General features: G+C 54.6%; 22 protein-coding genes, 1 tRNA gene and 1 other annotated feature. Of the genes, 5 read left to right on the top strand and 18 right to left on the bottom strand.

All coding sequences use genetic code 11. From position 1 onward, the window contains the following. Positions 1–3: 3 nt before the first annotated feature. Positions 4–363 carry a hypothetical protein gene (locus tag HYD27_RS06990; protein ID WP_219212929.1) on the bottom strand — a complete coding sequence of 120 codons (360 nt, stop codon included), beginning with the start codon at positions 361–363 and terminating at the stop codon, positions 4–6. A 310-nt stretch (positions 364–673) separates the two neighbouring features. Then, on the bottom strand, positions 674–2,098 hold the full coding sequence (locus HYD27_RS06985; RefSeq protein WP_228745015.1) for a collagen-like protein: 1,425 nt from the start codon (positions 2,096–2,098) through the stop codon (positions 674–676). Positions 2,099–2,512: 414 nt separating this feature from the next. Then, positions 2,513–2,732 (top strand) — a binding site (T-box leader). Between the two features lie 104 nt (positions 2,733–2,836). Between HYD27_RS06985 and HYD27_RS06980 the strand changes: the two genes are divergently transcribed. Then, positions 2,837–4,702: an arginine--tRNA ligase gene (locus tag HYD27_RS06980; protein WP_219212927.1), complete on the top strand. Its 1,866-nt coding sequence runs from the start codon at positions 2,837–2,839 to the stop codon at positions 4,700–4,702. A 687-nt stretch (positions 4,703–5,389) separates the two neighbouring features. On the opposite strand, the gene HYD27_RS06975 is transcribed toward HYD27_RS06980, so the two are convergent. Beyond that, positions 5,390–5,463 (bottom strand) — tRNA-Arg (locus HYD27_RS06975). Between the two features lie 227 nt (positions 5,464–5,690). Then, a complete protein-coding gene (locus HYD27_RS06970; protein WP_219212925.1) occupies positions 5,691–6,047 on the bottom strand; it encodes a hypothetical protein in 357 nt (118 codons plus the stop codon). Between the two features lie 144 nt (positions 6,048–6,191). Between HYD27_RS06970 and asnB the strand changes: the two genes are divergently transcribed. After that, positions 6,192–8,036: an asparagine synthase (glutamine-hydrolyzing) gene (gene asnB, locus HYD27_RS06965; RefSeq protein ID WP_219212923.1), complete on the top strand. Its 1,845-nt coding sequence runs from the start codon at positions 6,192–6,194 to the stop codon at positions 8,034–8,036. Positions 8,037–8,136: 100 nt separating this feature from the next. Here the strand turns inward: asnB and HYD27_RS06960 are convergent, their stop codons facing one another. The 4 genes from HYD27_RS06960 to HYD27_RS06945 form a co-directional block, all read right to left on the bottom strand. Further along, complete coding sequence (locus tag HYD27_RS06960; RefSeq protein WP_219212919.1) at positions 8,137–8,973, bottom strand: aldo/keto reductase; 837 nt, start codon at positions 8,971–8,973, stop codon at positions 8,137–8,139. A gap of 551 nt (positions 8,974–9,524) precedes the next feature. Continuing rightward, complete coding sequence (locus HYD27_RS06955) at positions 9,525–9,980, bottom strand: cupin domain-containing protein (RefSeq protein WP_219212917.1); 456 nt, start codon at positions 9,978–9,980, stop codon at positions 9,525–9,527. A gap of 145 nt (positions 9,981–10,125) precedes the next feature. After that, positions 10,126–11,061, bottom strand: a complete 936-nt coding sequence (locus HYD27_RS06950; protein WP_375373897.1) for an SPFH domain-containing protein — start codon at positions 11,059–11,061, stop codon at positions 10,126–10,128. Beyond that, positions 11,061–11,495, bottom strand: a complete 435-nt coding sequence (locus HYD27_RS06945; RefSeq protein ID WP_219212916.1) for an NfeD family protein — start codon at positions 11,493–11,495, stop codon at positions 11,061–11,063. The genes HYD27_RS06950 and HYD27_RS06945 overlap by 1 nt, the downstream gene beginning before the upstream one ends. A 299-nt stretch (positions 11,496–11,794) precedes the next feature. Here HYD27_RS06945 and HYD27_RS06940 point away from each other — a divergent pair, with 299 nt between their 5' ends. Next, positions 11,795–12,841, top strand: coding sequence for an ABC transporter substrate-binding protein (locus HYD27_RS06940; RefSeq protein WP_219212914.1), 1,047 nt, complete (start codon positions 11,795–11,797; stop codon positions 12,839–12,841). A 117-nt stretch (positions 12,842–12,958) separates the two neighbouring features. Here the strand turns inward: HYD27_RS06940 and HYD27_RS06935 are convergent, their stop codons facing one another. From HYD27_RS06935 to HYD27_RS06915, 5 genes are all read right to left on the bottom strand, one after another. Continuing rightward, positions 12,959–15,319 carry a glycosyl hydrolase family 18 protein gene (locus HYD27_RS06935; protein ID WP_219212912.1) on the bottom strand — a complete coding sequence of 787 codons (2,361 nt, stop codon included), beginning with the start codon at positions 15,317–15,319 and terminating at the stop codon, positions 12,959–12,961. A gap of 147 nt (positions 15,320–15,466) precedes the next feature. Continuing rightward, positions 15,467–17,323 carry a glycosyl hydrolase family 18 protein gene (locus tag HYD27_RS06930; RefSeq protein ID WP_219212910.1) on the bottom strand — a complete coding sequence of 619 codons (1,857 nt, stop codon included), beginning with the start codon at positions 17,321–17,323 and terminating at the stop codon, positions 15,467–15,469. 537 nt (positions 17,324–17,860) lie between these two features. After that, a complete protein-coding gene (locus HYD27_RS06925; RefSeq protein WP_219212908.1) occupies positions 17,861–18,505 on the bottom strand; it encodes an XTP/dITP diphosphatase in 645 nt (214 codons plus the stop codon). A 1-nt stretch (position 18,506) separates the two neighbouring features. After that, positions 18,507–19,265 (bottom strand): ribonuclease PH, encoded by a 759-nt coding sequence (gene rph, locus HYD27_RS06920; RefSeq protein WP_219212906.1) that lies wholly within the window; start codon positions 19,263–19,265, stop codon positions 18,507–18,509. 394 nt (positions 19,266–19,659) lie between these two features. Next, positions 19,660–20,784, bottom strand: coding sequence for a GerMN domain-containing protein (locus HYD27_RS06915; RefSeq protein WP_219212904.1), 1,125 nt, complete (start codon positions 20,782–20,784; stop codon positions 19,660–19,662). 180 nt (positions 20,785–20,964) lie between these two features. Between HYD27_RS06915 and HYD27_RS06910 the strand changes: the two genes are divergently transcribed. After that, a complete protein-coding gene (locus HYD27_RS06910) occupies positions 20,965–21,570 on the top strand; it encodes a phosphatidylglycerophosphatase A family protein (RefSeq protein ID WP_219212902.1) in 606 nt (201 codons plus the stop codon). Positions 21,571–21,957: 387 nt separating this feature from the next. Beyond that, positions 21,958–22,791 carry a hypothetical protein gene (locus tag HYD27_RS06905; RefSeq protein WP_219212899.1) on the top strand — a complete coding sequence of 278 codons (834 nt, stop codon included), beginning with the start codon at positions 21,958–21,960 and terminating at the stop codon, positions 22,789–22,791. Positions 22,792–22,815: 24 nt separating this feature from the next. On the opposite strand, the gene HYD27_RS06900 is transcribed toward HYD27_RS06905, so the two are convergent. The 5 genes from HYD27_RS06900 to HYD27_RS06880 all read right to left on the bottom strand — a co-directional run bounded on the left by HYD27_RS06900 (position 22,816) and on the right by HYD27_RS06880 (position 26,243). Next, a complete protein-coding gene (locus HYD27_RS06900) occupies positions 22,816–23,166 on the bottom strand; it encodes a hypothetical protein (protein WP_220101530.1) in 351 nt (116 codons plus the stop codon). A gap of 181 nt (positions 23,167–23,347) precedes the next feature. Continuing rightward, a complete protein-coding gene (locus HYD27_RS06895) occupies positions 23,348–23,716 on the bottom strand; it encodes a hypothetical protein (RefSeq protein ID WP_219212897.1) in 369 nt (122 codons plus the stop codon). Between the two features lie 338 nt (positions 23,717–24,054). Beyond that, complete coding sequence (locus HYD27_RS06890; RefSeq protein WP_228745014.1) at positions 24,055–24,384, bottom strand: hypothetical protein; 330 nt, start codon at positions 24,382–24,384, stop codon at positions 24,055–24,057. Positions 24,385–24,469: 85 nt separating this feature from the next. Continuing rightward, complete coding sequence (locus HYD27_RS06885) at positions 24,470–25,468, bottom strand: MBL fold metallo-hydrolase (RefSeq protein ID WP_309242026.1); 999 nt, start codon at positions 25,466–25,468, stop codon at positions 24,470–24,472. Positions 25,469–25,508: 40 nt separating this feature from the next. Next, complete coding sequence (locus tag HYD27_RS06880; RefSeq protein WP_219212895.1) at positions 25,509–26,243, bottom strand: class I SAM-dependent methyltransferase; 735 nt, start codon at positions 26,241–26,243, stop codon at positions 25,509–25,511. Between the last annotated feature and the right edge of the window lie 78 nt (positions 26,244–26,321).

The raw sequence follows: 26,321 nt of genomic DNA, 5'->3' as shown, positions 1-26,321 counted from the left end.
CCACTAAGCATCCTCAACTGTGTTCTCTTGTTCCACCACCCGGTGCGCATCAACCAGTTGCCCCGAGGCTTGTTTGCCCCACAATGAAATTCCTATCGCTTCCGGATCCGCAGAATCCGTTGTAAAAATAAATTCGAAGGCATCCATATTCGCAAAATAGTCTCTGGTCACTACTTCATTAGCTGCAATATTGAGCACTTCATTTACATATAACGTTCTTGTTGTGCTTAGCACATAACCCTGAATGGACACCATGACAGAATCCACAGTATCCCGGCATACCAATTTAATCGTAACCTGTTGTGTTGGTCTAACTCCGAGAACTGGATTGTTTTCTATCGGTCCAGTTGATAATATGGCCATCCTTCCATTCCTCCTTCTTTTATCAATCATCCATTTGCAGCCTGAGAATCTCAGACTCTAGCAGTGTTTGATAATTAATCGCACAATTTACTATATTCGGATACAGCGCTAACGTGTGGACAGAGGACAGGCGCCATTCATCAATATCAGCAGAAGCGCATTTGCAAATTTGTGTATTAATAAGATGATTCTATGAGAATAGTGCTGAAGGGAAGATATTGGAGACAAGCTATCTTGCTTAGCCGGTTGCCAGCTCCGCAGCGTTGAGGACGGCAATCTTATCTGCCTGTATGAGACTGATGCAGATGAGCTAGTCTATCTTTTGGATCAGGATGGAAGCATTGGCATTCGTCTGCGTTCCACCTGCCAAGGTTTGCAATGTGATAGCCGCAGCACTTGAATGATTCCGCAGCGTAATAACATCTCCTGCTGCCGCAGTGATAATTACCATCCCTGGGTTTGCCTGTGTTCCCGCACCGGAACCATAAATAGCTCCATCAACTGATGAACCATTCTGAAAAAGTGCAAATTGATTCACTTCAACACCGGTCGCATTGAACCAGATCGCATAATCTCCGGCAGTACCTATAGTAATAACCGAATCTCCGGCAGTATGGGTAATTGCTCCAACAATTAATCCATTATTACTAAAAGTGACATCTGTCTCCAAAGGAACAGTTTGAGCCGCTAAATTATAAATGTACGCATACTCGGACAGCCCTGCAGGAATGGCTCCTGTTGCCCCGGTCGCACCCGTCACACCCGTTGCTCCCGTCACCCCGGTTGCCCCAGTCACACCCGTTGCTCCCGTCACCCCGGTCGCTCCAGTCACACCCGTTGCCCCCGTCACCCCGGTCGCCCCAGTCGCACCCGTTGCTCCCGTCACCCCGGTCGCCCCGGTCGCACCCGTTGCTCCCGTCACCCCGGTCGCCCCAGTCGCACCCGTTGCTCCCGTCACCCCGGTCGCTCCGGTCAACCCCGTTGCTCCCGTCTCTCCCGTCGCCCCAGTCGCACCCGTTGCTCCCGTCACTCCGGTCGCCCCAGTCGCACCCGTTGCTCCCGTCACCCCGGTCGCCCCGGTCGCACCCGTTGCTCCCGTCACCCCGGTCGCCCCAGTCGCACCCGTTGCTCCCGTCACCCCGGTCGCCCCAGTCACACCCGTTGCTCCCGTCTCTCCCGTCGCCCCGGTCAACCCCGTTGCTCCCGTCACTCCGGTCGCCCCAGTCGCACCCGTTGCTCCCGTCACCCCGGTCGCCCCAGTCACACCCGTTGCACCCGTCACCCCGGTCGCCCCGGTCACACCCGTTGCTCCCGTCTCTCCTGTCGCTCCAGTCACACCCGTTGCCCCGGTCGACCCTGTTGCCCCGGTCCCTCCCGTTGCTGTCGCTCCCAGCAGTTCAGCGGAGACCAGCCGATGGGCTGTGACAAGCTGGCCTGTGCTGGTTTTTCCCCAAACAGAAATCTGGATTGGATCATCTGTCAGGCCTGAGGTTATAAAATTGAATTCGAGTGCATCCAGATTGGCATAATAAGTTCTGGTCAGCACTTGATTAGGCGACAAATTCAGGGTTTCATCGACGTATAACGTTCGTGCTCCATTAAGAAAGTAACCATGAATCGTTACTATAGAGGCCGTATCATTGCTGCGGTTGTCAATTTTGACCGTGATCTCCTGGGTAGGTCTCAGGCCGCCTGTTAAATTGTTTTCTATCGGCCCTGTAGATAAAAAACTCATTTTTTTCAACTCTCCCTTCAAATATTTATTGATTTATCAACATACTAATATTCAAAGGGTGAAGCAGCCGTGTGGACAAAACTCCTTTAAACGCATAATTATAGAAAATGTATTTTTCAAACTATATAGATTGAGCTTGTGATTGTTATAATTTAGGTTCGGCCGTGACTCCAGAGAATGTTTGGACTTCCGGCCGCTGCCCGCCCTGCAGATTTCTCGATTCAATACCGCTGTCCGCGGTGGAAATCCGCAGTCAAAGGCGGACGCTTCCGCTCCTGCAGTTCCAGACTCCCCTTCCGCCACTCTTCCACTCTTCCTTTTTCGATGATGCTTTTAAGTTCGATCTATATAATTGCTTCCAAGACATTCGCTATTGCTTTCTTCCATAAATTCGCTATACTGATAAAAATAAATCTACATTCAATGAACGGGAAAGTAGTGATCCAGGACCCTAGTCCCAGCGAGCCGGGAGAGTGTAAGCCGGTACAGAGCCTGTCATGAAGCGCACCCGGGAGATGGACTTTTGAACTGGCAGTAGGAAGTCCCGGCTGAAGGCCGTTAACCTGTGAGGCGGCTGAACCCTGCGTTCAGCAACGAGAGTGGTACCGCGAGCGCTTATGCCCTCGTCTCTTTTAGAGACGGGGTTTTTTGGTGTTTACCGGAGCCGAGGATTTGAACCTGAACACGAACGTGATTTGTGCGGGCAATATAGCTGCATCATTTAAGGAGGGTAACCCATTGTTAAGTCAGCTGATCACAAGCCATTTGGAACAAAGCGTACACAACGTAATCAACACTCTCGGTCCTGACTCTGCAGAGCCGGTAACCGTTTCGCTGGAGCAGCCTGCCAATGCCGATTTCGGCGATTATTCAAGCAGCATAGCCATGCAATTGGCCAAAAAACTGCGCAAAGCCCCCATGGCCATCGCCGGACTGATTGCCGCGGAGATGCAGCAGATGGGCGCAGTTGGAGGCATTTTGCAGCGGACCGGGATTGCGGCTCCCGGGTTCATCAACATATACATCAACTGGCAGGTGTGGGCAGCGCATTCCTTTGAGCTTCCTCCGGGCAGCGGGGAAAAAGTCATCATTGAGCACACCAGCGTAAATCCGAACAAATCCATGCATATAGGGCATCTCAGAAACTCCTGCATCGGGGATGCGCTGGTGCGGATTTTGCGGAAAACCGGTTACAGCGTGGAAGTCCACAACTATGTGGATGATCTTGGCAATCAGCTGGCGGATACGGTAGCGGGCTTGCTGCATGTGCCGCTGGCTGGAGAGCATACCCGGTTCGGGGATTATTGCTGGGATATTTACGCCGCCATCAACAAGGAATATGTACAGCAGCCGGACATGGTCCATAAACGGACGGAGATTCTCCATGAGCTGGAGGGAGGTCACGGCAACACTGCCTGGCTGGGCAATCTGGTAGCTGAACGTATTGTAAGAGAGCATGTCGAGGAAATGAAGAGCTTCGGCATCGCGTACGATCTTTTGGTCTGGGAGAGCAATATTTTAAAGGAGGGCTTCTGGTCCTCGGCTTGTTCGCTGCTGGAGCAGACAGCCGTATTCATCCAGGAGCCGGAGGGCAAGCTGGCAGGCTGCTGGGTTCTGAAACAACCGGCGGCTGAGGGAGCAGAAAGCGATGCGGAGGATCATCAGAAGGACAAGGTGCTGGTGCGTTCAAACGGGATTTTGACCTACACCGCCAAGGATATCGCCTATCATCTCTGGAAGTTCGGATTGCTGGACAAGGAGTTCGCCTACAGCGAATTCAGCACCGGCCTGTGGACAACCGGCTTGACCGGAGCACAGCTGCCTTTTGGCAAAGCGGACAGGGTGGTCAACGTTATCGACTGCCGCCAGGAGTATCCGCAGGCCATGGTGAAGCAGGCTTTGGAGGTTCTTGGGTTCACAGCGCAGGCAGAGAAGCTGCATCATGTCAGCTACGGTGTGGTTTCACTCAGTCCGGCTTCCGCCGCCGAGCTCGGCATTGATACCTCGGATGGCAAAAGCTCCTACGCCATGTCCGGCCGCCAGGGGATCGGTGTCAAGGTAACGGATCTGGTTCAGCTCATGGAGAATACCATCGAGGCTACCCGCTCCGACAAAACCGGCCTCTCCAGCCGGCTCATCGCCACCGCAGCAATCCGTTATTACCTGCTCCGCTTCAATCTGGGCACAGAGATTGTCTTCGACTTCAAGCAGGCCACAGAGATTTCCGGCAACACCGGAGTGTATCTGATGTACACCTATGCGCGTGCAGGGAGCGTGCTCGGCAAAGCCGCTGACACTGTGGCAAAAGCAGACGCGCCTCCCCAGTTCCCCGCACAGCTGGACAGAGCCGAGCTTGCCCTGCTGAGACAGCTCAGCACCTGGCAGGACACCCTTTATTCGGCGAGCCTTGAGCTGACGCCAAATGTCATCTGTAACTTTGCTCACACACTGGCTTCGCTGTTCAATAACTTTTATTCGGCATGTCCGATTCTAAAAGGTGAGGCCGCCTCCATCCGCTTCCGCCTCTGGCTGACCTTACGCTTCCGGAACACGCTGGGTGAAGTCCTTGAGGTGCTCGGGCTGCCAAAGCCGGAGCGGATGTAAGCGGAGCATACTGCCGGGGGCATATAATTGGCCGGGAGAGCCGGAAATATGTCAGCAAGGCAAAGCAGGAAGTAAATCCAGGCAAGACTAGACCTTTACCGGCAGCAAGGAGCCAGGTAACTGCATTTCATACAACAAAAACCTGAGGATCACTCACCTAGTTTAATCGCTGCGGGTTCAATTTCCCGCAGCTTGCTGCGTCGGATTTTAGTAACACGAGCTGCACCAGACTCTAAGTGGAAAAAGTAACACTAATCGAAGCTTCTTCAGCTCCCTTAGCAGCATGAAGTGGAAAAAGTAACACTAATTCGGTTCAATTAGCCATCAAGCACCGAACTCCCCCGAATTAAGTGTACAAAATCCCACTAATCCCGTTGTGGCATGAATTCCGGAGAATTTAGTGGTACAAAATCCACTTAGCATCTCTGGTTGCGAAGGCTGCTGCGGGGACTTCCGTAACTCAAGTTCAGGGAACACAGGCTGCCGCGGCCCCACCGGGGGCTGCTCTTCCCCGAACGCACAAGCAGCCTCCCGAAGGAGGCTGCTTTGTGACGTCCCGGAAGGGATGCAGCCCTCACGGGCTGATTGCGATGCGTTGGCTCCCGATGCCTATGCTCCAACGAACCCCACCGGGGGCTGCTCTTCCCCGGACGCACAAGCAGCCTCCCGAAGGAGGCTGCTTTGTGACGTCCCGGAAGGGATTCGAACCCCTGACCGTGCGCTTAGAAGGCGCATGCTCTATCCAGCTGAGCTACCGGGACAAATGTGAAAATGGAAAACTTTTAAGCCATATGTATTAACGCAACGTTATTTATTATAACGTATCCGGCAAAATTTTCAAGAGGCTGCTCAAAAGTTTGCCCGTCCGCCATACTTTCCCGGCATTTCTGCCCCCGGAGCGGAGGCAGCCGCAATCCAGCCGCCGCTTCCTTCAATAACCGCCTCCGGGGCAGATATTAACGGCACAAGATGCCGCTCTTTAGTTAGCTCAGGACAGCTTCTGAAAATGCGCCTCCAGCTGTTTTTTCAAATCCCCAAAAATGAGCAGCTCCCGCTGGAACTTCGACCGTTCATCCTCGGGAGTCATGATGGCGCTGCCGGCGAACGCGCTGACCGTCACATCCTCAAACGCATCATGCAAATTGTTGTCAAACCAATCGGTTGCGGTATCTGCGTCATTCGTCAAAATGCGCACAATTTCATAGCCTTCCTCGCGCTGGTCCTCAACAATGTACACCAAAAGTGCGGAATCGCCCACAGCCCCCGGCAATACGCCAACCTCTGCGCATGGCGCGCCGTCATATTCGGTCATTCTGCGGATTTTGGCGTCTTTAATGTAATACACTGGTCATCATCCCTCCTGGCAAATTTCCCTCTCCCCTAGTGTTCGGATAAGGACATACATTTTATCCCTTCCTTCGGCATATATCTGTATTACTTGGCAAAAAAGAAAGGACAACAATACGCACAAAAGAGAGGATGAAACATCATGTGCGGAATAACCGGATTTATCCAGTGGCGCGGCGACCTTACCCAGCACTCGCAACTGCTCGTAAAAATGACTGAGACCTTATCCAACCGCGGACCGGATGCCGCCGGAACCTGGATTTCAGGACCGTGTGCCCTCGGACACCGCAGATTAAGCGTAATCGATCCCGAGAACGGCGCACAGCCGATGATCGCCCGCCATGACGAGAGTGTATATGCACTAGTGTATAACGGCGAATTATATAATGCCGGCGAGCTGAAAAGCGAGCTCAAGCAGCGGGGACATCACTTCCAGACCCAGTGCGACACCGAAGTTCTGCTGCACGCCTACATGGAGTGGGGGCCGGACTGCACCGAGAAGCTGAACGGAATCTTTGCCTTTGCCGTCTGGGACAGCGTGCGCGAGCATCTGTTTCTGGCACGTGACCGTCTGGGCGTCAAGCCTCTGTTCTATAGCCGGGTAGACGATGTATTTGTCTTTGGCTCTGAACCCAAAGCGCTGCTGCAGCACCCCAAAGTACAGCCGAAGGTCGGACCGGAAGGCTTGGCGGAAATCTTCATCATCGGTCCGGCCCGCACACCGGGACAGGGGGTATACAAAGATATATTCGAGCTTCGTCCGGGTCATGCCATGATTTATAACCGCGAGGGTCTCCGCAGCTATGCTTACTGGAAGCTGGAGAGCTGCAAGCACACGGAAAATGAAGAGGAAACCGCCGCCAGAGTGCGCGAGCTGCTGCAGGATACCCTGGAACGCCAGCTCGTCTCCGACGTGCCGGTCTGCTCCCTGCTGTCCGGCGGACTTGATTCCAGTGCATTGACTGCACTCGCTGTGGATTATTACAACCGCAGCGGGCAAGGCCGGGTGGATACTTATTCCGTTGACTATGTAGACAACGACAAGCATTTCAAAAGCCATTCCTTCCAGCCCGGCGCAGACGGTCCCTGGATCAAGCGGATGGTCGACGAGCTGAATACGAATCACCACTACGTCGCTTTTGATACCCCGGAGCTGGTGGCGGCACTCGACAACGCCCTCTACTCACGCGATTTGCCGGGGATGACAGATGTGGATTCGTCGCTGTATTTATTTTGCCGGGAGATTAAAAAAGAGGCGACCGTCGCCATTTCCGGCGAAGCGGCCGATGAGATTTTTGGCGGATATCCCTGGTTTCACCGGGAGGAAATGCTGTCCTCCGGTACCTTCCCCTGGTCGGTAGCCCCCAAGATGCGCGCAAGTCTATTGTCACCCGAAGTCAGTGAATGGATACGTCCGCTGGAATATTTAGGCGACAGATACAGCGATGCGGTAGCAGAAGTACCCAAGCTTGACGGTGAAACCGGCAAACAGGCGCAAATGCGCGTGATGTCCTACCTCAATATTACCCGCTTCATGCCAACGCTGCTGGACCGCAAGGACCGGATGAGCATGGGAGTAGGCCTTGAAGTGCGCGTGCCTTACTGCGACCACCGGCTGGTGCAGTACGTATTCAACATTCCCTGGGAAATCAAGACCGTAGGCAACCGGGAAAAGGGCATACTCCGCAAAGCGCTGGAGGGCATCCTGCCGGATGATGTGCTCTACCGCAAAAAAAGCCCATATCCCAAAACACACAACCCTGCGTACCTAAACACCGTACGGACGCAGATGCTGAATATTCTCGATGATCCGTCTTCGCCGATCCTGCCATTGATCGATCCGTCCAAAATCCGCGAGATCGCCGCATCGCCGGAATCCTCCAGCAATCTGCCCTGGTTCGGCCAGCTGATGTCCGGTCCGCAGCTGTTCGCCTATCTGTCCCAGGTTAATCTCTGGCTGCGCAAGTATAACGTTTCAATCGGATAAATTTCTTCAGGCAATCTATCCGTTCAAGCCAAAAAGCAGGTCCCGTTGATGGAGACCTGCTTTTTGACATATCCTATTTCCCAACCCGCATTCTCCCGGCTTAGAAGTTGAAATTATCCGGGTCCGGGCCAAAGCGGTGGTTCTGGTCCAGTTCCTCGATCGCCTTGACATCCTCATCGCTGAGGGTGAAGTCGAAGAATCCGGCATTCTCCACAATACGCTCGGCATGCACGGATTTCGGAATCGTAATGACGCCTTGCTGGAGATCCCAACGCAGCACAATTTGCGCCGGCGTTTTGCCGTATTTATCAGCCAGCTCCTTAATCAGCGGCAGATCAAGATTCCCCTGCATCAGCGGACTCCACGCTTCCACCTGAATGTCATGCGCCTTCGCAAACTTCAGCAGCCCGCGCTGGGTCAGCAGCGGGTGGAACTCCACCTGATCCACGGCGGGCACTATTCCGGTATCGTCTATAATATCCTGCAGATGATGCGGCTGAAAATTGCTTACGCCAATGGATTTGACAAGCCCCTCCTTCTGCAGATGCACCAGCGCCTTCCAGGAATCGCGGTATTTTCCCGCCACCGGCCAGTGGATCAGGTACAGATCAAGGACCTCCAGGCCGAGTTTCTTGCGGCTGACTTCAAAAGCCTTCAGTGTCGATTCGTAGCCTTGGTCGCGGTTCCAGAGCTTCGTCGTAATGAACAGCTCATCCCGGGCTACGCCGGATTCGCGGATAGCTTGTCCGACACCATCCTCGTTCTTGTATCCGGCAGCCGTGTCAATACTCCGGTAACCGGTTTCCAGCGCTGTCTTCACAGCGTGTATTACCTCTTCCCCGTTCTTGGTCTGCCACACCCCGATTCCCAGCCATGGCATTGTAAACCCATCATTAAGCGTTGGTCCTCCAGAGAATGGGCCGTTTGCTTCAGTCATGATCATTCCTCCAAACGTAGTGGTATTAAGCGGACACTGCCCCGCCAGCCTGCACCAGGCCAGTGTCCGTTTCAGCTGCAGAATGTATGTTGCATCCTTCTCCTTGAGCTAACTTTCTTTAACCCTAAAAACGGCAGCGTAATCAGCCATTTCCAAAAACAGTATAGCAGTTCATGCCTTCGATGCCAAAGCACAACCGAAAGAGGCGGTTTGTCCCAAAAACTGCACCGCTCAAATAGATTGTGCCATTTTCAGGAGCCTGCCCAGTTTCCTGCCTTGTCACAGCTTATGTACAAGGCCTAAAAGTAAACTTAATCCTCCCCATCTGCCGTATAAATGGTCCGTAGTGGTAAAAAGTATACTTAATCCGGCCGATTAGGGGTTTCTGTGTGTATTCCCGCTTGAATTAAGTATACAAAATCCCACTAACCTCTGCTGCGTGACAAAATTCCGCCCATTAGTTCTACTTTTTCCTCTTAACCTTCAAAACTAATTATTTTCAAAAAAATAGAGTGCGACTGTGTCCACAGTCAGCACTCTATTCAGTACAGCTACTTCTCGATCAGCTTGAAATCATCGAATTGGAACTCCGGAGACACGATGCAGGAGACCAGCACCGGCTCCTCGCCGAGCGGCCGGGCGGCCTGCCATACGCCTGGCGGAATAACCACCTGCGGCTGCTGGCCGGCGGCGACATCGAGGCCGAGAATGACCTCGGTCACATTCTCCGGCTTGTCGCCGCTGCCCCCGAGGCTCAGGACAATCGGACTGCCGGAATGCCACAGCCAGATTTCGGAGGACAGCACCGTGTGCCATTCCGAGGCCTCATCAGCATGCAGCAGAAAATAAATAGAAGAGGCCGATGCTCTTGGCCCGGAGTAACTCCCACCCAGGGTCTCCTGCGGAATGACAAAGGGAGCTTCCCACAATCTTTTGTACCAGCCGCCCTCCACGTGGGGCTGAAGCCCCAGCGCTTCCACCAGCGGCGAAATTTCTTTTTGCGTCACCGTATTCTCTCCTTTAAAGCTTTGCGCAGCAAAACCGGCACCCTGAGCATACCCTTGAGCTTTGCGCAGCAAAACAGCTTCGTAAGCCTAAGCTTCGTTTTGCTTTTACATTAACGGAATGTGCCGCAATTGTAAATTATTCCGTCTACTTGCTCTCCTTGCTGGCCTTGAACACCTCGGCTATGGCACCGAGAGAGCCCAGCGTTTCCACGGCACTGGTCGGCAGGAACACTTTGTTCGCCGGGCCTTTGGAGATTTCAGTCAGTGCGTCGAAGGATTGATAGGCCAGCACACGCTCATCCAGCCCTGCGCTGCTGATCAGCTGGATACGCGATTTCTCGGCTTCCGCCACCGCCTGGATCGCTTTGGCCTGCCCGAGCGCTTCGAGCTCCTGAGCCTGCCGCAAGCCTTCCGCCTGCCGGATGCGTGCTTCCTTATCGCCCTCGGCCTTCAGGATTTTGCTCTGCTTGTCACCTTCAGCACGCAGAATCATATCCTGCTTGGCAGCTTCCGCCTCCAGCACAATCGCACGTTTGCTGCGCTCCGCTTTCATTTGCTTATCCATCGCTTCCTGAATATCGAGCGGAGGCTTGATATCGATTACCTCCACGCGCTCAATCCGCACGCCCCATTTCTCCGTCGCTTCATCCAGCGCGAGGCGGATATCCGAGGAGATCTTTTCCCGGCCGGACAAGGTTTCATCCAGCTCCAGCTTCCCGATAATCTGGCGCATCGTCGCTGTGGAAATGTTGCGCACCCCGTATACATAATCGGAAATTCCATAAGTTGCCTGTTCAGGACCCACTACCTGATAGAAAATAATCGTATCAATCTGCACCTGCACGTTATCCTTGGTGATCACCGTCTGCGGAGGCACATTGGCCTGCTGAATCCGCAAATCATGGTAAGTGCGCACCTGATCGATAATAGGAATGAGAATGTTCAGACCCGGTGTGAGCAGCCGGTGGAATTTACCGAGACGCTCTACAACCCCCACCCGTTGTTGCGGTACGATTTTGACAGTCAATGCCACGAATACGACAACCACAAAAATAATAATTACTGTAATGATCCACTGCATCAGTACATATCCCCCCATCGAACTACTTCAATAATTGTCGAGCTTCTTCCAACCACTTTGACGACTTCATCCTTGCCCAGCGGCTCTATAGAGGTTGCGCTCCAGGTATCACCGCCTATCTTAACCTGACCGTACCGGCCCGGCTCAATAGGCTCCACAACCAAGCCCTGCCTGCCGACAATCTCCGTCCCGGTATCCTTAAATCCCTTGGAACTGCGGAATCTCGCCACCAGAGGCTTCGAAAAAACCGTCAGTCCCAGGGCAACAAGCGAGCCTGCCACGACCTGCAGCAATATCGCATCCGGCAGCAACAGAGATACGAGACCGGCCACCAGAGCGCCGATGCTTAACCAAAGGAGATAAAACGTAAGCGTCATCATTTCAACGACAAACAGGACACCGGCTGCAATTAACCAAAACACCCAGACCACCATCGGTGAACCCACCACCTTCCGCTATATACTATACTATAACGAAAAAAACGGCATCACGTTGCATAAGTTTTTAAAAACCCGTACACACGTATGCTTAGCCAGTATATTTCAGCGGATGGAAGCTTATGAGCATCACTTTCTCCTCACACATAAAAATCCACAAAATTTCCACATTATGAGGGCTGGAACAGCGGGTAAACCATTGTTTTTAGTATGATAATGGTTCTATGATCAAATATAACTAATTATATGTAAACATAAACTTGATCACATGAAGCACAAAAGGAGCGATCAGCAATATGAGTGACGTTGAAGCAGTACAGCAGCAGCCGCTGGCATTTACGGAGGCCGCCTTTCCGGCTGGCGAGCTCGATTTTTTGGGCAATACCCTGTGCGCCCTGCGCGGAACGTTCCGCAGCGCTTTTGGAGAGTGGGTACAGGAGTACAATGCAAAAGGCGGAGCGGCCCTGAACAGCTATCTCCCGGAAAAATGCAACGGCGGCGAATACGCGGACGTATGGCAGGCTGAGGCGATTGCCGACTTCCCGGCAGTGGTATCCGGCTTTGGATTCGGGAATTTTTTCCGCAGATCCTTTCTGGAGGGTCTGGCCGCAGGAGGACACTTTCAATCGGTGGCGCTTGAGGGGCCGGCCGGCGTTGCGGCTCAGCCGTTTGTGGACCCGCAGCAGGATTTCACCATTTATGGCCTGTATCCTTATGTGCTCATGGTCGACCGGACCAAGCTGGGGGCACTTCCCGTCCCGTCCTCGTGGAGCGACCTGCTGCGTCCCGAGTACACCGACCAGATTATCGCTGTAGGCTCCTCGAACAAAATTTCCGAGCTGCTGCTGCTCACGCTGTATAAGAAGTTTGGCGACGACGGCATTATCAGGCTGGCGGCAAATATCAAAGACGGCTGGCATGGCCGGGTAATGGTCAAGACGGTGGAAGCGCCGGAGAGCAATACCGAAGGTGCCGGCATCTATGTGATCCCATGGATTTTCGCCCAGCAGTGCAAGGATTCGGACCATGTGTCGATCATCTGGCCGGAGGACGGGGCGCTTGTGAATCCGCTGTTCCTGCTTACCCGGAAATCGAAGCCCTCTGCGGTACAGGCGGTAACTGAGTTTATCACCAGCAAAAGCTTTGCAGAGCAGGCAACGGCCCAGCATTTTGTGATGCTGAATTCCGGGGTTGATCCGGGTCTGCCGGAGGGCGCAACGTTCAACTGGCTCGGCTGGGATTTCATTCGCGGCAATGACCTTGAACAGCTTAAAGCCCACGTTCAGGAGGTTTTTCAGGAGAACTGGAAATATGCCGGGCTGAAGAACAGCGGCGGCTGCTGAGAAGAAGCATGCAGGATTGGATTAGGCAACGGAAGCCTGAAGATTACGGCTGAACAAAAGCTTGCAGAGTCAAGGCGTATCCTTCTCTGCAAGCTTTTTGCCGTGCACTTTAAAGCCTTAGCTAAGCTGCCACAATGCCGGCGCTGCCGCCGGCTCCCAGCCCGGCAGTGAGGTATGGGCCTGCAGGCAGACATACGTCTTGCCGCCGTAACTTACTTTGACGCCTGCCTGGTAGGCAACTCCCGCTGCCCATGCGGATACTCCCGGGGTCACGGTTGCTGTGGGCACCGGTGCCGCGGTTGGGCTAACGGTTGCCGTTGGTGCAGCTGTCGGGCCTGCGGTTGCAGTCGGACCCGCGGTACCCGTTGGCGCTGGCGAAGTGTTCCCGCAGGCGCCGATTGCTTTCCAGGCTCCGTAAGCCCCGCTCAAATCAGGACGTTCCCCTTGCGTCCACCATTTGGCTTCATAGAGCACACCGCCATACGAAGCCTGCTGGCCGAGATTGTATACGGCTGTTGCGCTCCAGGCCGCAGCCGTACATTGCCCGGGAGTGGCGGTCGGTGCCGGCGTTGGCGTCGCGGAAGGCTGTACGGTAGCCGTAGGTGTTGGTGTTGGCGTCGCTGTCGGGGTCGCCGTTGGCGTGGCTGCAGCGGACGGTGTCGGGGTTGGGGCCACGCCACCGTACAGCTTATCATACTCCGCCTGTGATGAGCTTCCGTTCAAGGTAATGCGCTGCGGGCCGCCCGTGAAGTTCAGCTTCATCATGCCCTGAAGCTCCAGTGCCGCACCATTCGCGATGGATTGTGAGGCTGTTCCGGTAATCCGGTAGCGGTTGAAATCCCAGGCTGCCGAGATTTGCTCTACAGCCCCTGCTCCCCAGACTGAGGTCAGCGTTGTGGTCGTCGGCAGATCAAACTCGAGCTGCCAGCCGCCGGGGATTTCGGCGCCGGTATTATTGGTTATTTTCAGCGAATAGGTGTAGTTCGGATGATCGTAGGTGCCGCCGAAGGCGACAGTGAAATTTCTGGGCGCTGGCAGCACTGGCTTAACGGGTCCGCCCGGTGGAGCGGCCGTCTTCAGCTGCTCGTAAGCATAGTCGGTCAGCGAGCTGCCGTAGGTGTATGTGCCGTCCGCCTGCTGGGAATAATCTCCGGTCAGCTCCCAGAACATCATTCCGCCGAGGCCTTTTTCCTTGATGTAATTAAGCTTGTAGCCCAGCGATTCCTTGTCCTCATAGGTGAGGAACACCTTACCCGCCGCATTGTACAAATACGGGGTCTTGGTAACAGAATCGAAAAACCGCTGATTGGCAGGGTCCTTCAGCAGATTCAGAATATGCCAGATCGGATTGGCCCCGGCGGGCTGCTCCGGAGCGGGATCGTTCCAGATGCCGTAGGTGCCGTCGGCTCCCCCGCCCGTGGATGCCGCTGAACCGTAAAGACCGGTGTTATTGACCCCGCCGCTGACATTCTTCCAGCCCCGCGAGTAGTAGGGAACGCCGATAACGATTTTCTCCGGGGGAAGTGCGCCGAGATAATAGCGGACCGCCCAGTCCGTGTTCAGCACCGGAGTGCCCAGCGCAGCCGTTTCAGTATCGCGGGAATCGGGATAAAGGGCGGAATGCGGTCCTACATAGCCGTTCCACGCACCGTGGAAATCATAGGTCATGAGATTGGCCCAATCCAAATAGGCGTTTGCTTCACCCAGCTTCATTCCGCCAAGAATCCACGAGGATGCGGTCGCGGCGATCGTCAGATCATATTTCTGGTTGTCCTGCGCTCCGGCCAGGTCGAGCTTTTCACGCAGCTTCTTCATCAGGAGCACATAGTTGTCGTAGTTGGCTGCACGCAGCGGTTCGGCCACGGCGGAGTCGTTCGGATTGCCGGAGAGGGCGGTACCGGACGGATATTCCCAGTCAATGTCTACTCCGTTGAACTGATATGTGCGCAGGAAATCCACCACGCTGTTGGCAAAGGTCTCCCGGCCTGCTTCCGAATTCGCCATATTATAAAAGCCGCCCGAGGCTGACCAGCCGCCTACAGAAATCAGGGTGCGCACATCCGGATAGAGCCGTTTGTATTTAATCAGCTGGTTGAAGTGGCCCTTGAACGGAACATCGTCAAGCTGTCCGGCATAATCCTTTTCAATTGCGGCTGTGCGGTCCAGGAAATCGATTTTGTTCTGGGCGTTGACTTTGGCAAAAGCATAGTTGATATGTGTGATTTTGCTCCACGGAATTTTGCTTACGGTATAGAAGCCCTTGTTCTCCTGATCGCCCCATTCAGGGAAATAAGCCACGATCTTGCGGGGGTGATCCGCAGCGGGCAGGGGAGCAGCAGGCGCAGCTCCTGCGGCGGTTGCCGCGTGGCCCTTGCCGGTTCCCTGTCCGGTATACAGGGGCAGCAGCAGCAGCAGACTCATAACCGCCGCAAGCATCCGGGGCATATTATTACGCCTGGAAATTGTGTTCCCTTTCATCTCACATTCCTCCATTTTCAGTTCATGCCATTCTTCCAAATACGGAAACGGCGCTCCATGCGCAAATTCTGTACCGTCAAAACAGAGCCGGAAGGAAGAGTTGCGGGGGGAACGCCGTTGTTTTAGCGGGATGCCTGAACTATTGTTCTAATTCAGCTGCCATAGGGCCGGTGTGGTCGCCGGCTCCCAGCCCTGAAGTGAGGTATGGGCCTGGAGGCAGGTGTACGTTTTGCCGCTGTAGCTCACTTTATCGCCAACCTTATAAGCCACTCCGGCAGCCCAGGCGGATACCCCGGGAGTTGCTGTGGCGGTCGGGCTTACGGTCGCGGTCGGCACCGGTGTTGTGGTCGGGCTTACCGTAGCCGTTGGCGCCGGCGTGGTGTTGCCGCAGCTCCCGATCACTTTCCAGACCCCGGAAGCACCGCTCAGGTCAGGACGCTCTCCCTGTGTCCACCACTTGGCTTCATAGAGCACACCGCCATACGAAGCCTGCATGCCAATTGTATAGACGGCTGCCGCATTCCAGGCCGCTGCCGTACACTGCCCCGGAGTCGAAGTTGGGGTTGCCGTTGGCGTAACCGTAGCTGTAGGCGTCGGGCTCGGGGTTGCTGTCGCGGCTGGGGATGCCGTCGGAGTAGGCGATGGCACCACCCCGCTGCCCAAATCGGCGTTCAGCTTGTTTTGCAGCGTTTTGTTGCGGTCGCCGCTGGTCTCCCAGAACATCGCTCCTGCCAGCCCTTTGGTTTTGATATAGCTGGTTTTGTAGCCGAAGGATTCTACGTCATCATAGCTGATGAAGGTTTGGTTAGACGGATTATAGAGATAAGGAACCTTGGAGGTGTTGTTCCAATAGCGGGTATAGCCGTTTTTGTTGATGTAATTGGCTTCGAGATCATAGAAGTCATAGCTTCCCTTTTCCCATGTGCCTGTGTTCGAAATACCGGCTGAGACCTGATATTGTCCGTTCCCTGTACTCGGCGCACCGCCCCAGCCGCGTCCATAGAACGGCATCCCCAGCACAAGCTTATTCGCCGGGACTCCATTCTCCAGATAGCTGGTAACGGCCTTGTCGATATTGTAATTGGCCGGATCGGTCAGACCCGACGAGGCTGCCGCCGGATCGTAGTAGAGCGGGGCGTTATGTCCTGTAGTCGTATTCCAGCTGCCGTTGAAGTCATAGGTCATAATATTGATCCAGTCGACAACCGCGGCGATTGCGCTAAGGTTATTGTTCTGAATATATGCGGGACCTGCGCCTGAAGCGATGGTCAGCAGGTAGGTTTTACCGTCGGCCGTACCGGCGGCATTCAGCTTCTCACGGATTTTCTGCAGCAGCAGCACGTAATTCTGCTTATCCTCCGCACGGTAGCTGTTGCCTGCGAGGCCTCCGCTGACCGGATATTCCCAGTCCAGATCGACGCCGTCCATTTGATATTTGCGGATGAAATCGACTGCGGAATTGGCGAATACCTCACGGGTCGCTGCCGTGGCGGCAACATCCGAGAACCGGTTCGACCAGGTCCAGCCCCCGACGGATATAACCGTCTTAAGGCTCGGGTTCTTTTCTTTCAGCTTCCACAGCTGCTTCAGGTTGCCTTTAATCGGGTCATCCCATTTGTCATCCCCGAAGCTTTTCTGGGCATCGATCCAGGGATCGCCCAGCACAATCGTGCCGTTCGGGACGCTGATGGTCTGGCCTTGCTCATTTTGGCAGGTCCAGGTGGCCGGATTCGGCCCGGTCGGGTCAGGATTGCCGTGAACCCCGTTCCAGCAAATATCGGCAAAGGCGTAGTTGATCACATTCATTTGGGCAGGATCGATATCCGTTACATTATAGGCCCGCCCATAGGCAGCCCACGAAGCATAATAACCGACGAGCTTGTAGCCCGCAGCCGCATTTGCGGTTTTGACACTGGTTCCAAGCGTTGAAAAAAGTGCAATGATCAGTGCAACGGCCATGCCAAGCGCAAAGGCTTTACGAAATCTGCTGTATTTCGGCCTCATTTTCAATTACCTCCTCAGTTCTATGCATGCTTGTAATCCTGCTTCACTGGCAAAGATCCTCGTGTCACCCCCCGGTTCGGATTCACCTTCACCCTGTGTCTCTAGCAGATTCATAACAACAGGATGATAGATTAAGTACACAAAAAAAGCGCACGGCAAATAATCATTTGTGCCAGTAATGTTGTCCGGTGTGCGGAAATGATCCTGTACTTCAGAAGTGCGTTTTGTGCGCTGTTGTCCGGCAATGCTTGTGCCTCAAAACGGTTGGGAGGGATGGCGGTGTACATGGAGTAGGGAATTGTTGTCAAAAGAAAGGATGAAGGCAATTCTTATTCTCATACAAAGCACATGATTACGCTAGGGGTAAATTTCCATAGTCAGGGGGGAATATCATCTAATTTCCAGTTATTTCGGCAGGCGGAAAGCACGTTCAAGGTAAACCGCAAAAACCGCAAAAAAAGTCTGCCCGCAGCTACACGGACAGACTTTTTTGAAAATATGGCCAGGCCGCTGCAACAAACGCCTGATTTTAATCTTCTACCTGCCCCGCTGGTCCTGCTGTTCCGCCAGCTTCTCGGTCAGCAGCTGCAGCGCCTTGCCCCGGTGGCTGATTACCTGCTTCTCTTCCAGCGTAAGCTCGGCCATTGTTTTCTCATACTCCGCCAGGTAAAAGAGGGGATCGTAGCCGAAGCCGCCTGCACCCGCCTGCTCGGAGGTAATCCAGCCTTCCACGGTTCCCTCAGCGGTCCATTCTTGTCCGGCAGAAGGATCATACAGGGATAAAGCGCAGACGAAACGGGCTGTGCTGAGCAGCGGCTGGCCTGTGTCCTCGCCCTGCTTAAGCTTCTCCAGCTCGTTCAGCAGCTTCAGATTATTCTCCTTGTCGTCCGCATCTTCTCCCGCATAACGGGCCGAGTAGACTCCCGGTCTTCCATCCAGGGCATCCACACAGAGGCCGGAGTCATCCGCCAGAACAGGCAGGCCGAGGGCATCCCCGACCGCCCGGGACTTCTTCAGCGCATTTTCGGCAAAAGTCGCTCCATCCTCCACCACATCGGGCAGGTCAGGATAATCGAACATGCTCTTAACGGTAAGGCCGAGCGGTGCAAAAGCATGCTGGAACTCCCGCACCTTGCCCTTATTCTTCGTCGCCACAATCAGAATACCGCTGCCGTATTTCATGCTACACCTCTTGGCCCGGCTGGCCGGAAGGAATTTTGAGCGCAATCGCGCCCAGCACTTCCTTTTGCGCGGCAATCAGCTCGTAAATTCCCCTCTCGCCCAGACCCAGCAGCTGGTCCAGCTCCTGCCTGGAAAACGGGCGTTCTTCGCCGGTGCCCTGCACCTCGACAAAAGCCCCGCCGCCGGTCATCACCACATTCATGTCGACCTTCGCTTTGGAATCCTCTTCATAGTTCAGATCAAGCAGCGTCCGGTCGCCGACAACCCCGACGCTGATCGCGGCCAGATAATCCGTGATCGGAAATACGCCCAGCTTATGCTGCAGCGCAATTTTGTTAACCGCAAAGGCCATGGCCACAAAAGCGCCCGTAATGGAAGCCGTCCGTGTGCCGCCATCCGCTTGAATGACATCGCAGTCCAGCGTAATGCTGCGCTCGCCCAGAGCGTGCAGGTTCACTACGGAACGCAGCGCCCGGCCGATCAGACGCTGAATTTCCATCGTCCGCCCGGTCAGCTTGCCGCGTGCCGCTTCGCGCTGATTGCGCGTCTGCGTAGCACGGGGAAGCATGGAATACTCAGCGGTTACCCAGCCTTTGCCCTGTCCCTTCAGGAACGGGGGAACCTTCTCGTCCACGGTTGCTGTACAAATAACCTTGGTGTCTCCCATCTCAATGATTACGGAGCCCTCGGCGTATTTATTGGTTTGGGTCGTTATCGTCAGCGGCCTGAGCTGATCTGCATTGCGCCCGTCTGATCTCATCTTTTCTGCCTCCTACATCTCTTGCTCTAAGTTTGTGTAAATTCCGCTTGTCCTTGCGCCAGCCCGCCTTGCCAGTCAATCTCCCAGCGGGCATGCATGTCTACAGGGAAAACAAGCTCCACCGGCATTCCGTCCTCTTACCTCTTACGCAGAAAGGGATGCCGTCCCCGAATAGAACAGGACGGCATCGCAAATTGGATTCAAATATAAGATTCGGGAAGGGCCCGCGTTATGGCTTGCTCTTGTTCCCTCAGCCACAGCTGCCGGCAACGCTTGCGGCATAACAGCCGGTTGGGGAGAATTCCGTCTTCACAAGCGGCAGCCGTTTCTTCTTGGCAAGATTTATTCTACCAAAGAGCAGGCACAAAAGCATCTTTTGCCCTTGCTTTCGATTCTACAGCGGCAGCACGTTCAAATATTCCGGCGCCGATACCGGCTGGCCATAGTCTACATTATTGGTGCCTGTTACAGTCTTTTGCCCGTTCATGCGGATTTGCACCAGGGCATCATCCGTATTCTGAGCAACGGTAAGCACGACGGATTCAAGCATTTCCGCAGGCACTCCCTTGCCGTCTTCGAACATATCGTCGGTCAGCGAAACGGTAACCACCCCGTTCTGGCCCGCTTCCACGGAGTCCAGCACCGTGTCCTGGGTCATCACCATCTCCAGCCCGTTCTCCGAGCCGGGACCGGTAATCAGCTCATTCAGCGCCGCCTCCAATGTGTCCTGCCCTGCGGGTACAAAGCGGGTCACAGGAACATAATACTGATGAGTCCCGTCAGGCGAAGCAGCGGAAAAATACACCGTAACCGCGCTCGAATTCATCAGCAGCGGACCATTCTTCGGCAGGTTGATGCCGAGGGTACGGGTTAACGGGCGGTCCAGCGGAGTGCCCTGAAGGGGCATTTCCGTAAGCTTTTTGCCGTCCACCCACAGCTGTACCCCCTGGATATCTTCCTGGCCGGTCAGCGTCCAGGTGATCGCTTCAAGTATTTTGCGTTCATCTGCAGGATCGTAATCATTAAAGCTCGAGTTGAACTCCACTACTGCCAGCTTCGCTTGGTCTACGGAGACATTCTTCACTTCCGTTCCGGCAGGCAGCACTCCCGTGAAGCCCTCCGGCAATGCTGAGGCATATTCCCCCTTGCTGACCAGCGCGGTCAGCGAATCCTTCAGCATCGCGGCGGCATCGCCTTCCGGCAGGCTGAGGGACACCGGAGCGAGCAGGCCGTTGCCATCCTCCAGAAAGACGGTTGTCCGTTCCCCGGCTGCAGCCGCCGGCGCAGTGTCTGTGCTCACTCCTGCTGCAAGATCCGTTCCATCCAGCGCTGCGGGCCCGAACACTCCCGTATCCAGCGTCCCGTCGCCGGTGACCTGCAGCATTTGCGCTTCGACCTCGCTCGGCGGCGGATCAACCGATGCCGATTCCGAACCGAACAGGCTGCAGCCGGACAAGGCGAGCGGAACCGCGAGCAGGCAAACCGCGGACAGCCCGCGGATTTGTTTCATATGCTTCATAAATGATTACCCCTTTCAATGCTTGAGATCAGTTGTACTGCTATGTATACGAGCCTCCTGTCCAAAAAATAACAACGGCTTATCCTAAATTACCGGTTTCTGGACAATTGCAGCGCAGGAAGGGTACAATTTCCTAAGCTGTATAAACTAATGACTCCAATTACGAGGTGACTGATCATCATGGCTGATGCTAATGCAAAAATACCTTACAGTCTCAACAGCAAAAAGGTCGCGGAGGCAACCACATTCTGGCTGCACAAACGCGGAGTAGCCTTGGAGGAGATCGCCGAGCTTGTTCTGCTGCTGCAAAAGAAATATTATCCGAACCTCACCATGGAAGAGTGCATCCATAACGTAGAGATGGTGCTGAGCAAACGCGAGGTGCAGAACGCTGTGCTTACCGGCATTCAGCTGGATGTGCTGGCGGAAGAGGGCAAGCTGTTCTCCCCTCTGCAGGATATGATCGAAAACGATGAGGGCTTGTATGGCGTCGATGAGATTCTGGCCTTCTCGATTGTGAATGTGTACGGGAGCATCGGCTTCACCAACTACGGCTATGTGGACAAGCTGAAGCCCGGTGTGCTGGAACGGCTGAATGACAAAACCACCGGCCAAGTCCATACCTATCTGGACGATATCGTGGGGGCTGTCGCCGCCGCCGCGAGTTCACGCATTGCCCACCGGAAGCAGGCCGAACGCGAGCAGGAGCTTGGACTTCCGCATGCGCCGGAGGACACGGAGGAAGCCGCGCGGAAGGCACCGCAGGACAAGGAACAGCCTGAATGAGGCCGGACCGGAAAGCTCAGCGGACGTAAAGATTACGCGGGCGCGAAGCCTTTTTTAAGCTGGACCGGGCTCCTGCCCGCTGCCGGGAACAGGAAGATGGGTGCTGCAAGGGCATAGCATGAACACCGGAGGCTAAGTGGAATTAGTATAACTAATCCGCTATCATCCATTCAGCAGTGGAGTTTAGTGGGATTTTGTACACCTATTTCGGCCGAATTCACCATATTAGGCCGATCTGCGCTGAATAGGTTCACTTATTACCACTAATGAAGTTTTGGGGGCCAAACTGCTGAGATTAGTGTTACTTTTTCCACTTAGCTTCTTATCCCCGCACTATGCGCAGGTAGATTCCGGATCAAGTTAACAGATTGGAAGGTGAACCGCAGAATGACCTATTCGTTTGTGATCAGCCCCGTGCTGGTACAGGAATTTGAGAGTGAAGATGAGCTGATTGAGCGGTGCAAGGAATGGAATCTTTTATCCAGTACAGCAACCCGGGTCAAAACCTATCTGTATAAGCGGCAAGGGCTTACTCTGCCTTGTGGAATTGTGGGTTACGTGGACCCTCAGACGGTTGTGATCCAGTTCGAGAACAAGCAGCAGCACTGTATTCATCCCGCCTATCTAAAAGAAATGCAGACCGCCGGCTTCGGCTCCAGAGCAGGTGCTGTTTCGGAAGCTGCAAAGGCGGATGAGGCTCCGGAAGCCGGGGTGGCGGAAGAAGCCGGGATAGCGGAAAGAGCTGGCATGATGGCAGAAGCTGACGTCGCGGAAGATAGTGAAAATGCGGCAGCTGTTCCGGAGAGAAGCGGGGATGCCTTGGGCGAAGAATCAGCGTCCATAAGCTCCGCCGCTGAAGCTGCCGGGACCGTAGAACCACCGGAAGCTCCAAAAAAGCCGGTCAAATCCAAGAAGAAGCCCGCCCTCGTGCTGCCCGAAGACAAGCTGCAGATGACGGCGATTGTAAAAGAGTTCACGACCGTCCCCAATCATTTCTCGGACAACGATGACGAGGTTATCATTTATGAAGGAGTGACCATTGAGGGACATGACCTTGCGATTGAGGAAGTCTGGTCCAGCCACAGCGCAACGCTGAAAAAGCTGGAGCTGGCTGTCGGCGATAAAGTTTCCTTTGAAGCAAAGATAGTCGCCAAGAAGCTCACTCAGCATCCGGTCAGGTACAAAATCAACAACCCGTCCAAGATGAAAAAGCTGGACTAACCGTTATGTGCACAGTCAGACAACTCATGGCGCTTCAATAACGGCACTTCTGCCGTTATTTCTGGACACTTCGGCCGTCGGCGCCTCAATAACGGCACTTCTGCCGTTATTTCTGGACACTTTGGCCGTCAGCGCCTCAATAACGGCACTTTTGCCGTTATTTCTGGACACTTCGGCCGTCGGCGCTTCAATAACGGTATTTCTGCCGTTATTTCTGGACACTTTGGCCGTCGGCGCTTCAATAACGGCACTTCTGCCGTTATTTCTGGACACTTCGGCCGTCGGCGCTTCAATAACGGTATTTCTGCCGTTATTTCTGGACACTTTGGCCGTCGGCGCTTCAATAACGGTATTTCTGCCGTTATTTCTGGACACTTTGGCCGTCGGCGCTTCAATAACGGCATTTCGGCCGTCGGCGCCTCAATAACGGCACTTCTGCCGTTGTTTCTGGACACTTTGGCCGTTGGCGCCTCAATAACGGCACTTTTGCCGTTATTTCTGGACACTTCGCAGTGATTTTGCAAAGAACTTAACACAGTACACGCAAGGTGGCTGCCTATTCTAAGGGACCGAGCTTCTGTAACGGTTTGGGAAGAGGCGGTCCTTCTTTTCCGAGTAGCAGCTGGAGGCGGGACTGGTAAAGTTCACGCATGAGTTCCGGTGGCAGTTGGCTTAACTTCCGGCAGAGGGACGAGGGGTGAATCGAAGAAACCCCCGTCCACTCCTGAAAACAAGGCGTGCGGAACAGGAAATCGGCGATGTCCTGCACCCCGGATCGGCGGCTCAGGATCGCTTCCATAAAAAGAAATGTGGTAATGCCCCAATTCAGTTTTTTGGCATAACGGTCACCGATCCACAACCTGCTTTTCGTGTTTAACCACGTAGTGACTTGACATAACAACCCTTGTTCAGGTAACTTATACATATACAGCAAGAGATCTCCTTTCGTGGGTGTCGTTACAACTTCTACGATACAGGAATCTCTTTTTTTTGTGCACTTTTTTAGATTTCCCTAGAATATAAGCTTCTTTGCAGGATTACGGACACTTTGGCCGTCGGCGCCTCAATAACGGAATTTCTGCCGTTATTTCGTAACTACTTAGGTACAACATTTTGATTTTAAAGGCTACTTAAATACTTTATGTTGTGTTTTTTATCTACTTAAATTTGAGTTTGCACCTATGTTTCAGGCAACACGACCAGATAAACATCTACATGTAGTGCTTCAAATCCCAATTGGTACAAAATGCACTATATGGGTACCTAAGTAGTAACGTTATTTCTAGACACTTCGGCCGTCAGCGCCTCAACAACGGTATTTCTGCCGTTATTCCTCGGCAACCCAGCCCTTGGCGCCTCAATAACGGCACTTCTGCCGTTATTTCTGGACACTTCGGCCGTCAGCGCCTCAACAACGGTATTTCTGCCGTTATTCCTCGGCAACCCAGCCCTTGGCGCCTCAATAACGGCACTTCTGCCGTTATTTCTGGGCACTTCGGCCGTCGGCGCTTCAATAACGGCATTTCTGCCGTTATTCCTCGGCAACCCAGCCCTTGGCGCCTCAACAACGGCACTTCTGCCGTTGTTGCTCAAAAAGGCCAGGCCGCGTATACATGGGGGACACCCTATGCATACGCAGCCTGGCCTCTATTAAGCTGCTGTCCGTCCGCTGCTTAGCTTACTTCATTGCCGCGAACATCGTCACCCCGCCGGAAGCGGGCTGGATTATCTCTGCCCGCTCCCGGCGCACCAGCTCGGCCAGATGCGCCAGCGCCTCGCTCATGGCGAAGCGCATCTGGTGCGCGCTGCTCACGCGGCTGCGGAACAGCGCTTCGCATACCGCGAAGCCGCTGAGCGGGCCGCCTGCAAGCAGAGCGGCCGTCCTGTCCAGCCGCTCCTCATGATGCGCGAGCAGGCTGTCCGCCCGCCCCGCGAAGCCCGTGAACGGTTCCCGGTGGCCCGGGAACGCCTGGCCCACCCGGAGGCTGCGCAGCTCGCGCAGCCCCTCCATGAAGGTCCGCAGCGGCTGCGGATCGCTGCCCGGCTGCAGGCTGACATTGGGCGAAATCTGCGGCAGCACAGCATCGCCGCACAGAATCTGCCCGCTGCCGCCGTGGTAAAAAGACAGGTGCCCCGGCGCATGTCCTCCGGTCACCAGCGGCTGCCATTTGCGGTTGCCCATGACAAATGGCTCCGCAGCATTGATGTAGGTCACCTCCGGCTGGGGGGTGACCTGGGGCAGGAAGCTCTCCAGATGCTCCCTGACTCCCTGCACCCACTCCTCCGGCATTCCGTAGCGGATGAAGAACAGCGGCAGCGCCTCATTCAGAATCCCCTCTGCTCCCCAGGTCAGCCGGGCTTCGTCATGCGCCCGCTCCGACATCCACACCTTGCCGCCGCTGCGGGACTGCAGCCAGCCCGCAAGGCCGTAATGGTCCGGGTGATGATGCGTAACCACAATATCCCGAATTTTACTCCAGGAAGAATTCAGCTCCTGCAGCACAGCCTCCCAGGCCGCTTCCGCCTCAGCCGTATGCGGGCCAGGGTCAATCACCGTAAGCTGCCCGTTCCGGTCAGGCAGAATATAGCTGTTCACTTGACGCAGCGGCGGAGCCATCGGAACCGAGACCTGAATAATGCCGCCCTCCCATGTGGTTAGGTCTGTCTTATGCATCATGCCGTCTCCGCCTCCCTTGAATCTTCTTCCCGACACCATCCTAAGGACGCACGCCCGTAAAAATCATTCGTGCCGAGCTCTCCGCAACGTATTCCTCTTCCTCATAGCTGCCGTGCACAGCCTCCAGCTGCAAGCCTGCGGCTCCAATCATCCGGCGGAACTGCTCCAGCGGATACAGCTTGACGCGCTCATGGTATTCACGGGGGGCGCCGCCCGCTTTGGAGGTCAGGATAATATCCTTTTTCACATAGCCGTCCTCAATCCGCCGCGATTCGTCGATCAGATTGTCTCCGTCCTCACGGACAGAGTGCGGAACCAGATGGCGGACCACATAAGACGGATTGAGAAAATCAATAATGAATTTGCCGCCCGGCACAAGCATGCGGTGAATTTCCCGCAGCACCTTCACCTGCTCCTCATCCTCTTCAAAGTAACCAAACGAAGTAAACAGATTAACCACAGCGGCAAAACCGCCCTCCAGCGGCAGCTTGCGCATATCCGAACGTATCCAGGTGACGGCTTCGGCCCCGGCCTGCGCCCGTGCTTCACGCAGCAGCGCTTCAGACAGATCCACTCCCGTAACCTCGTAGCCCGCCTCTGCAAGCGCCAGCGAATGGCGTCCCATGCCGCAGCACAGATCCAGCACCCTGGCCCCCTTCGGCAGCCCCAGCCATCCGATCATCCGCTCCACCTCGCGCTTCGCCCCGCCAAAATCCCTGTGTCTGTATACGATTAAATAATCCTCGCCAAAGCTCTCCTCATACCATTCACCCATGTTCCTTCTCCTCCCGCAACAGTACATGCACAAACCGTCCTATGTATGCTGAATGCGTGTATTCAAGCCCTGCTTTAT

It is taken from the genome of Paenibacillus sp. S150 (assembly GCF_019352175.1).
In the GTDB taxonomy this organism is placed as follows: domain Bacteria; phylum Bacillota; class Bacilli; order Paenibacillales; family Paenibacillaceae; genus Paenibacillus_AQ.
Note: the sequence above shows the minus strand (reverse complement) of the source record. Positions and strands in the feature narration are given on the sequence as shown.

What these genes read in the sequence shown, in the direction of transcription:
- HYD27_RS06930 (WP_219212910.1), bottom strand. Translation starts at nt 17,323, where the DNA reads ATGAGGCCGAAATACAGCAGATTTCGTAAAGCCTTTGCGCTTGGCATG.
- HYD27_RS06895 (WP_219212897.1), bottom strand. Translation starts at nt 23,716, where the DNA reads ATGTATAAGTTACCTGAACAAGGGTTGTTATGTCAAGTCACTACGTGG.
- rph (WP_219212906.1), bottom strand. Translation starts at nt 19,265, where the DNA reads ATGAGATCAGACGGGCGCAATGCAGATCAGCTCAGGCCGCTGACGATA.
- HYD27_RS06960 (WP_219212919.1), bottom strand. Translation starts at nt 8,973, where the DNA reads ATGACTGAAGCAAACGGCCCATTCTCTGGAGGACCAACGCTTAATGAT.
- HYD27_RS06905 (WP_219212899.1), top strand. Translation starts at nt 21,958, where the DNA reads ATGACCTATTCGTTTGTGATCAGCCCCGTGCTGGTACAGGAATTTGAG.
- HYD27_RS06945 (WP_219212916.1), bottom strand. Translation starts at nt 11,495, where the DNA reads ATGGTGGTCTGGGTGTTTTGGTTAATTGCAGCCGGTGTCCTGTTTGTC.
- HYD27_RS06940 (WP_219212914.1), top strand. Translation starts at nt 11,795, where the DNA reads ATGAGTGACGTTGAAGCAGTACAGCAGCAGCCGCTGGCATTTACGGAG.
- HYD27_RS06925 (WP_219212908.1), bottom strand. Translation starts at nt 18,505, where the DNA reads ATGAAATACGGCAGCGGTATTCTGATTGTGGCGACGAAGAATAAGGGC.
- HYD27_RS06985 (WP_228745015.1), bottom strand. Translation starts at nt 2,098, where the DNA reads ATGAGTTTTTTATCTACAGGGCCGATAGAAAACAATTTAACAGGCGGC.
- HYD27_RS06935 (WP_219212912.1), bottom strand. Translation starts at nt 15,319, where the DNA reads ATGAAAGGGAACACAATTTCCAGGCGTAATAATATGCCCCGGATGCTT.
- asnB (WP_219212923.1), top strand. Translation starts at nt 6,192, where the DNA reads ATGTGCGGAATAACCGGATTTATCCAGTGGCGCGGCGACCTTACCCAG.
- HYD27_RS06885 (WP_309242026.1), bottom strand. Translation starts at nt 25,468, where the DNA reads ATGATGCATAAGACAGACCTAACCACATGGGAGGGCGGCATTATTCAG.
- HYD27_RS06880 (WP_219212895.1), bottom strand. Translation starts at nt 26,243, where the DNA reads ATGGGTGAATGGTATGAGGAGAGCTTTGGCGAGGATTATTTAATCGTA.
- HYD27_RS06990 (WP_219212929.1), bottom strand. Translation starts at nt 363, where the DNA reads ATGGCCATATTATCAACTGGACCGATAGAAAACAATCCAGTTCTCGGA.
- HYD27_RS06950 (WP_375373897.1), bottom strand. Translation starts at nt 11,061, where the DNA reads ATGCAGTGGATCATTACAGTAATTATTATTTTTGTGGTTGTCGTATTC.
- HYD27_RS06915 (WP_219212904.1), bottom strand. Translation starts at nt 20,784, where the DNA reads ATGAAGCATATGAAACAAATCCGCGGGCTGTCCGCGGTTTGCCTGCTC.
- HYD27_RS06910 (WP_219212902.1), top strand. Translation starts at nt 20,965, where the DNA reads ATGGCTGATGCTAATGCAAAAATACCTTACAGTCTCAACAGCAAAAAG.